Here is a 6,360-nt window from a genome sequence, read left to right on the forward strand (position 1 = left end):
GTCCATTGAGGCATTCCCACGCAGAGCGTGGGAACGATCTGATGCTAGCGAGTCAGAGACTCACCACTCGGCAAAGCTGCCATCGGCATGACGCCAGATCGGGTTGCGCCAGCGGTGGCCGACGGCGGCACGCTCGATCACGTATTCCTCGTTGATCTCGATGCCCAGCCCCGGGCCGTTCGGGATCTTGACGAAGCCCTGGTCGTAGTCGAACACGCGCGGATCCTTCACATAGTCGAGCAAGTCGTTGCTCTCGTTGTAATGGATGCCGAGGCTCTGCTCCTGGATGAACGCGTTGTAACAAGCCGCGTCGAGTTGCAAACACGCCGCCAGGGCGATCGGTCCCAGTGGGCAATGCAGCGCCAGCGCGACGTCGTAGGCTTCGGCCATGTTGGCGATCTTGCGGGTTTCAGTGATGCCGCCAGCGTGAGAGGCATCCGGCTGGATAATGTCGACGTAGCCTTCGCTCAACACCCGTTTAAAGTCCCAGCGCGAGAACAGCCGCTCGCCGAGGGCAATCGGCGTGCTGGTCAGCGGCGCCAGTTCTTTCAGCGCTTCGTAGTTTTCGCTGAGCACTGGTTCTTCGATGAACATCAGTTTGTACGGGTCGAGCTCCTTCATCAGCACCTTGGCCATCGGCTTGTGCACGCGGCCGTGGAAGTCGACGCCGATACCGACGTTCGGCCCCACCGCATCACGCACGGCGGCAACGTTGGCCAGGGCGAGGTCGACTTTCTCGAAGGTGTCGAGGAACTGCAGTTCTTCGGTGCCGTTCATTTTCACCGCCGTGAAACCACGGCTCACCGCTTCTTTCGCCGCACGCGCGGTGTCGGCCGGACGGTCGCCGCCGATCCACGAATAGACACGAATCTTGTCGCGCACCTGGCCACCGAGCAGATCGCTGACCGACACGCCGAGGGCCTTGCCCTTGATGTCCCACAACGCCTGATCGATACCGGCCAGCGCGCTCATGTGAATCGCGCCGCCACGGTAGAAGCCACCGCGATAGAGCACGGTCCAGATGTCTTCGATATTGCGTGGGTCTTTGCCGATCAGGTAGTCGGACAATTCTTCCACCGCAGCAGCTACGGTATGCGCGCGCCCTTCGACCACAGGCTCGCCCCAACCGGTCACGCCCTCGTCGGTTTCGACCTTGAGGAAGCACCAGCGCGGCGGAACGATGAAGGTCGTGAGTTTGGTGATTTTCATCTCTGCTCTCTTTTGTAAATGCAGCTTTTATTAGATGCAGCGCACACAGCGCCCAAAAATTCTTAACGCAGGGCTTTCCAGGCAGCCACGTAGGCCTTGGCATTGACCGCCACCTGCTCGGGCGTCATGCCCGGTTTGAACAGACCGGAACCGAGGCCGAAACCTTTCACACCGGCATCGATAAAGGCCTGCATGTTGTCCGGCGTAATGCCGCCGACCGGCGCCAGCACCGTGCCGGCTGGCAACACCGCGAGCCAGGCCTTGACGACCGCCGGGCTCATTTGCTCGGCCGGAAACAGCTTGAGAATGTCCGCGCCCTCGGCCAATGCGGCGAAGGCTTCGGTCGGCGTGGCCACGCCCGGCGACAGGTACAGGCCCGCCGCTTTCGCCGCGCGCAGAACCTTGGCATCGCTGTGCGGCATGACGATCACCTGTCCGCCAGCCGCTTTGACCTGCTCGACCTGCTCAGGGCTGAGCACCGTGCCGGCACCGATCAGGCAATCGGCGGGCAGCGCATCACGCAGGATGCGGATACTTTCGTACGGCGATGGGGAATTGAGCGGTACTTCGATGACGCGAAATCCGGCGGAATACAGGACTTCTCCGACAGCCGCCGCTTCCTGCGGTTGCAGGCCACGCAGAATCGCGATCAGACCGTTTTGCGCCAGTGCTTGCTTGAGCATGTCAGGCCTCCAGTCAGGGTTAACGGGATGAGGAATCGATCAGTCCGGCGGCGCGCGCCAGTTGCCACAGGCCACGCTCGGTGGCCTGCTCGGCCAGCGTCACCTGAGCAAAGCCGCAGGCGTCGAGGGCACGGCGATATCGCGTGCACAATTGCGCATTGCCGATGAGCACGATCGCTGGAAGATTCGCTTGATTGCGCCGGCACCGCTGCACATTGGCGAGCGCGGCCAGCTCATGGCCGATCATCAGGCCGGAGAGATAATCCGCTTGAGCAGTCGGGCTCAGTTCGCCGGTAAGACCGAGGGTACGGGCGCTGAACAAGGTCGAGAGCACACCTAGCTCGGCATCTGTTGACAGCGCGATTTGCACACCACGATCGAACGCCTGCGCATCGAAGGTCGCGCTCGGTTGTTGGGTACGACCGAGGATGGTGTGCTCGCTGAGCACGGCAAACACTTCGCCAGTCATGAAGGTGTCGAAATGGGTGATGCGGCCATCGACCACTTCCACCCATTTCGAGTGGCTGCCGGGCAGGCCGATCAGCAGATCGCTACCCGCCTCGGCCGGCAGACTTTGCAGCACGCCGAGGACTTGGGTTTCTTCGCCACGCATTACATTCGGCAGTCGCGAACGCTGAATCACGCCCGGGACGATATGCACCGGCGTACCGCGAAGACTGACAACGGTTTGTAGGGAATTTCCGAGATGGGCGACGTCGGCCGGCGTCTCGCAGTAAGCCGCCTCGCGCCAGCCCTGCGCGCTGCCGACCATGCCGCAAGCGATTACCGGCAGATCCGGCTGCGCATCGAGCCAGTCACCACAGGCTTCGTCGAAGGCCAGTTCAAAACCATCGGCGCATTCACGGCCGTGGATGATTCGCGGAGTCTTGGGCAACTGCATGATCCCGGACGACAGCGCACGCTGCTCCAGCACCACACCGTCCGCCGCGAGTTTGTAAGCACGTAATGAGGTCGTCCCCCAATCGAGCGCGATCAATTGCGCCTGCATCGCTTCACCTGTTTTGTTTTTGGCAGTGAGTGCGATGGACTATAAACCCGAGGGACGGGAAATCTCAATATATAAATATCAATCCCACATTATGGGAAAATCAACAGTAACGGTATCACCTCACTCAAAGCGCCCCCTCTTGGGCTGCAACGATGGCGATCGAAGGGCCGAGTCAGGCTTGCACGGACAAAAATGCAAGGTTCGCCATGCCGCTGCGGTCGGGAAATACTCAGGGAGAGCGGCCCTCGAAAGAGGCAAGGCCGGACGGGATACTTTTTATTTTGCAGGTCCAGTTGTCAGCAAATCCGCGCTAGGTACCCGCATAATCTTGGAAAAATACGTCTTGTATGTAGTGGAGTGGCCTCTATAAACACAGGAAAAGGAATCTCTGGCTTTTAAAAAGGGATCCAGTGTTTCCCCTTTCAGGCGCCTTTCTCCCCCCTCATCGTCTACCGACTCGTCAAAAAAGACATCTGCTCTATAGATTAACGAGTCCGGCGAAACCCTCTCGATAAACCCGAAGCCGGACTGTTTAATTCGGTGTGCCTGAGAGAAATCAAGGTCATTCGTCAACGAGCAGACCAGCCCACGCCCTATAGACGACTTGAACAGGCCGAGAAGTTCCACGTCGGACTTGAAATAAACTTGATAAATTCCGGTAGTACGAAGCCGCTCTGTCTTTTCGTATTTGAGGTTAGCAATGGGCCGACCATGATTCAAAGAACAAGCCGAGAGTACCGACATACATATTGTCAAGATTAAAACCTTCACAGGTAGTTACCCCTTAATCCATTTGAATATTGACTCCGCTACAATCTGTCGCGCTGACTTTCCACCGGGCAAGGCGTGAGCATACATAGAGTTGGCATCTGCGTGATTGATATCGAGCCGCCCATGACGTTCGGTCCTTCGGAGATCTCCCATTGCTCACCGAAGTCTGCAACCAGATCTGACAGGTTCCAATCGACCGCAGCTGCCCTGATATTTACCCAATACTGCGCTTTAGGCTTGGGAACCTGACGATATATTTTCGAAATACCATATACGATTTTGCCGTGTCCTACGGGATCCAGGGTCACCAAAATTTTTATTTTGAAACCGCGCTCGGTTAAAATCGCAGACAAATGAGCACCGTTCCAGCCGCCCAAACTGTGGCCAATGATATAAATCGCAGTATTGCAACTTGGAATTTTTCGAATAACGTTACGTTCCAAATCCTCCTCACTCATAAATGAGTTATAACCAAGAGGCAACGTCGTACAAGATTTCTGTATTTCCAGCGCTTCGATGTCCGCGTCGACCATGTCTCGCACATAGTCGACATTGTGATTGGGACCATCAACGTAATACCGTTCCTGATCGCCAGCTCCACCAACAAGAAAAACCATTGCATCGCGGACGCTTACTGTTACTTGCTTGACCGATTGATCTGTCTTGCAAGTAAGTGTATGACTCACCGGATCCCTTTTCGCCATTGGCGGTGGTGGAGCCTCTGCTGTAGCACTTCCATTTGCCATCTCTAATTACTCCACAAATAATTTAATCGTCTCAGCCAGGTGCGAACTGACGGTATGGGTAAATCCCGCCGCATCCGTCACGCCAGACTCTTCACTGCCGTCACCCCGCTGAATGATGTAAGGGTGATAAGAGACCGGCTCTCCGGTGTCCTGATTGACTACTTGCAACCTGTCAGTGAAATGCACCGGCATCGGCAACAGCCCACTAAATGCGGCCCCTCCCCCACTTTGGCCGATGATCACCGTGCCCGAGCCACCGATCACGACATTGCCATGCCCACCAGTGCTATCGAGCATCGCGGCATTCAGGCCGTTAATGAAAACAGTGCCGGAGACCGCTCCGGTGATAGGGCTGCCACACGCTGATTTATCGGTCATGCGTGCAGCAGCGAGGCCGTCGAAGAATACGTTCGGCGAGCCGGAGACAATCGGATTGGTGCCGTGACCTGGCAATGGGCAAGCAGTCGGGTCGGTGACGCGTGCTGCGGGTTTACCACTCAATTCAAAGCTCCTTGCTTAAGGGGTGCCGGGGATGGCTGATAGATGTCGATGTCGGTCGCGGCAAAGCGCCAGCGATTGTCGACCGGGTCGAACAGAGCATGACAATGCTCACGGCTTTCAGGTGCTGTCGCGGTTTGTATGGCACGCCAGGCTTCGTTGGCTTGCCAACTCAACTCGGCAGGCGTTGCATCATCAAGTTCGTTGAGCCAGGCGTTGTAGTTGCGCAGGTGATTGCGCTCGAAAGTCGATTGCAGCAAGTCGCCCATTTCCACGCCAAGGTCCAGATGATGCCTGGAGGTCCAGCGCCCTACTTCGGAGTAGACGGGCCAGCCCATCGGGATCAACGCACCGTTTTTCAACAGAGAATGACCGGCGAGAGCGACGAAGCCGCAACAGATGTGCAGCATCAGCCAGCCTTGATGAGCGTCGATAATCGCAGTTGGATCAAAGGTTCTCAGCGCTACCACACGGTATTTGCCGAGGCCGGCGCTGCGCGACATCAACTCGGCGTCGAGCCGCGACACGAAAGCCCGTATAGCCAGGCCGCCAGTGCGCTGGGCCATGCAGAGAATTTCGACAGCCTGTCGATTCGGGTCGTCAGAAGAGCCGGTAGTTTTCACCAGACCATACAGACGCATGGACGCCTGCAGTCCGCTCATAGCTGGTCACTCATTGACGCAGCGAGGGTTCCACAGGCGCGGAGAAATTTTGCCAGATGCATTGCAGGTGTCGTCCATGAGCGCGCAAAAATGGCGCACAGAATGCCGGACTAGAGCGGTGGCGACAATTGAATCAGCAGTAGATTGCCATCATTGTGCTCAGCCCTCGGCAAATTCGCGCAACACCTTGCCATCCATGCGATACCGCACCCATTCCTCCTGCGGTTGCGCACCGAGGGATTTGTAGAATTCGATGGCCGGGGTGTTCCATTCCAGCACGCTCCATTCGAAGCGGCCGCAGTCGTTGGCGCAGGCGATTTTCGCCAGGTGGCGCAGCAGGGTTTTGCCGGCGCCGCCGCCGCGTTGTTCGGGGGTGATGTAGAGGTCTTCGAGGTACAGGCAGTTGCTGCCCAGCCAGGTTGAATAACTGAAGAAGAACACCGCGAAGCCGATCGGCGAGCCGTCGCGCAGGCAGATCAGGCCATGGGCGGTGGCGCCTTCGCCGAACAGGCTGCGTTCGATGTCGGCGACGCTGGCGATGACTTCGTGGCGGGCCTTCTCGAAATCTGCCAGTTCGGTGATAAAGGCGAGGATTTGCGGCGCATCGCTGGGGGTCGCCGGGCGGATTTCGATCGTCATGGACGGGCCTTGTCTGCAAATTAAAGCGCCATACTAAGGCGCGCAGCGGCGCTCGTCACATGCCAGACAAAGATTGATGCAGGTTCACCACCAACATTGCAGTGCCCTTGTGGGAGCGAGCTTGCTCGCGAAAGCGGTGGATC

General features: G+C 57.7%; 7 protein-coding genes. All 7 read right to left on the reverse strand.

Features of this window, described 5'->3' with window-relative positions:
* Positions 1–60: 60 nt before the first annotated feature.
* Positions 61–1,209: a galactonate dehydratase gene (dgoD, locus tag F8N49_RS24230; RefSeq protein WP_016770960.1), complete on the reverse strand. Its 1,149-nt coding sequence runs from the start codon at positions 1,207–1,209 to the stop codon at positions 61–63.
* Between the two features lie 62 nt (positions 1,210–1,271).
* Complete coding sequence (locus F8N49_RS24235; RefSeq protein WP_073472308.1) at positions 1,272–1,892, reverse strand: 2-dehydro-3-deoxy-6-phosphogalactonate aldolase; 621 nt, start codon at positions 1,890–1,892, stop codon at positions 1,272–1,274.
* Positions 1,893–1,911: 19 nt separating this feature from the next.
* Entirely contained in the window at positions 1,912–2,901 is a 990-nt protein-coding gene (locus F8N49_RS24240) for a 2-dehydro-3-deoxygalactonokinase (RefSeq protein WP_151552891.1), read from the reverse strand.
* Positions 2,902–3,710: 809 nt separating this feature from the next.
* Positions 3,711–4,418 (reverse strand): alpha/beta hydrolase, encoded by a 708-nt coding sequence (locus F8N49_RS24250; RefSeq protein ID WP_306106542.1) that lies wholly within the window; start codon positions 4,416–4,418, stop codon positions 3,711–3,713.
* Between the two features lie 6 nt (positions 4,419–4,424).
* Positions 4,425–4,919, reverse strand: a complete 495-nt coding sequence (locus tag F8N49_RS24255; protein WP_073472301.1) for a PAAR domain-containing protein — start codon at positions 4,917–4,919, stop codon at positions 4,425–4,427.
* Positions 4,916–5,578, reverse strand: coding sequence for a hypothetical protein (locus F8N49_RS24260; RefSeq protein ID WP_151552894.1), 663 nt, complete (start codon positions 5,576–5,578; stop codon positions 4,916–4,918). The genes F8N49_RS24255 and F8N49_RS24260 overlap by 4 nt, the downstream gene beginning before the upstream one ends.
* A 159-nt stretch (positions 5,579–5,737) precedes the next feature.
* The gene (locus F8N49_RS24265) at positions 5,738–6,217 is read right to left on the reverse strand and encodes a GNAT family N-acetyltransferase (protein WP_071173199.1); all 480 of its coding nucleotides are present in this window, start codon (positions 6,215–6,217) and stop codon (positions 5,738–5,740) included.
* Between the last annotated feature and the right edge of the window lie 143 nt (positions 6,218–6,360).

Origin of the sequence: Pseudomonas sp. GXM4, from assembly GCF_008923895.1 — a bacterium.
Lineage (GTDB): Bacteria > Pseudomonadota > Gammaproteobacteria > Pseudomonadales > Pseudomonadaceae > Aquipseudomonas > Aquipseudomonas atacamensis.

Excerpts from the sequence above, each read along its gene's own strand:
- dgoD (WP_016770960.1), bottom strand. The coding sequence starts at position 1,209 with ATGAAAATCACCAAACTCACGACCTTCATCGTTCCGCCGCGCTGGTGC.
- F8N49_RS24235 (WP_073472308.1), bottom strand. The coding sequence starts at position 1,892 with ATGCTCAAGCAAGCACTGGCGCAAAACGGTCTGATCGCGATTCTGCGT.
- F8N49_RS24240 (WP_151552891.1), bottom strand. The coding sequence starts at position 2,901 with ATGCAGGCGCAATTGATCGCGCTCGATTGGGGGACGACCTCATTACGT.
- F8N49_RS24250 (WP_306106542.1), bottom strand. The coding sequence starts at position 4,418 with ATGGCAAATGGAAGTGCTACAGCAGAGGCTCCACCACCGCCAATGGCG.
- F8N49_RS24260 (WP_151552894.1), bottom strand. The coding sequence starts at position 5,578 with ATGAGCGGACTGCAGGCGTCCATGCGTCTGTATGGTCTGGTGAAAACT.
- F8N49_RS24265 (WP_071173199.1), bottom strand. The coding sequence starts at position 6,217 with ATGACGATCGAAATCCGCCCGGCGACCCCCAGCGATGCGCCGCAAATC.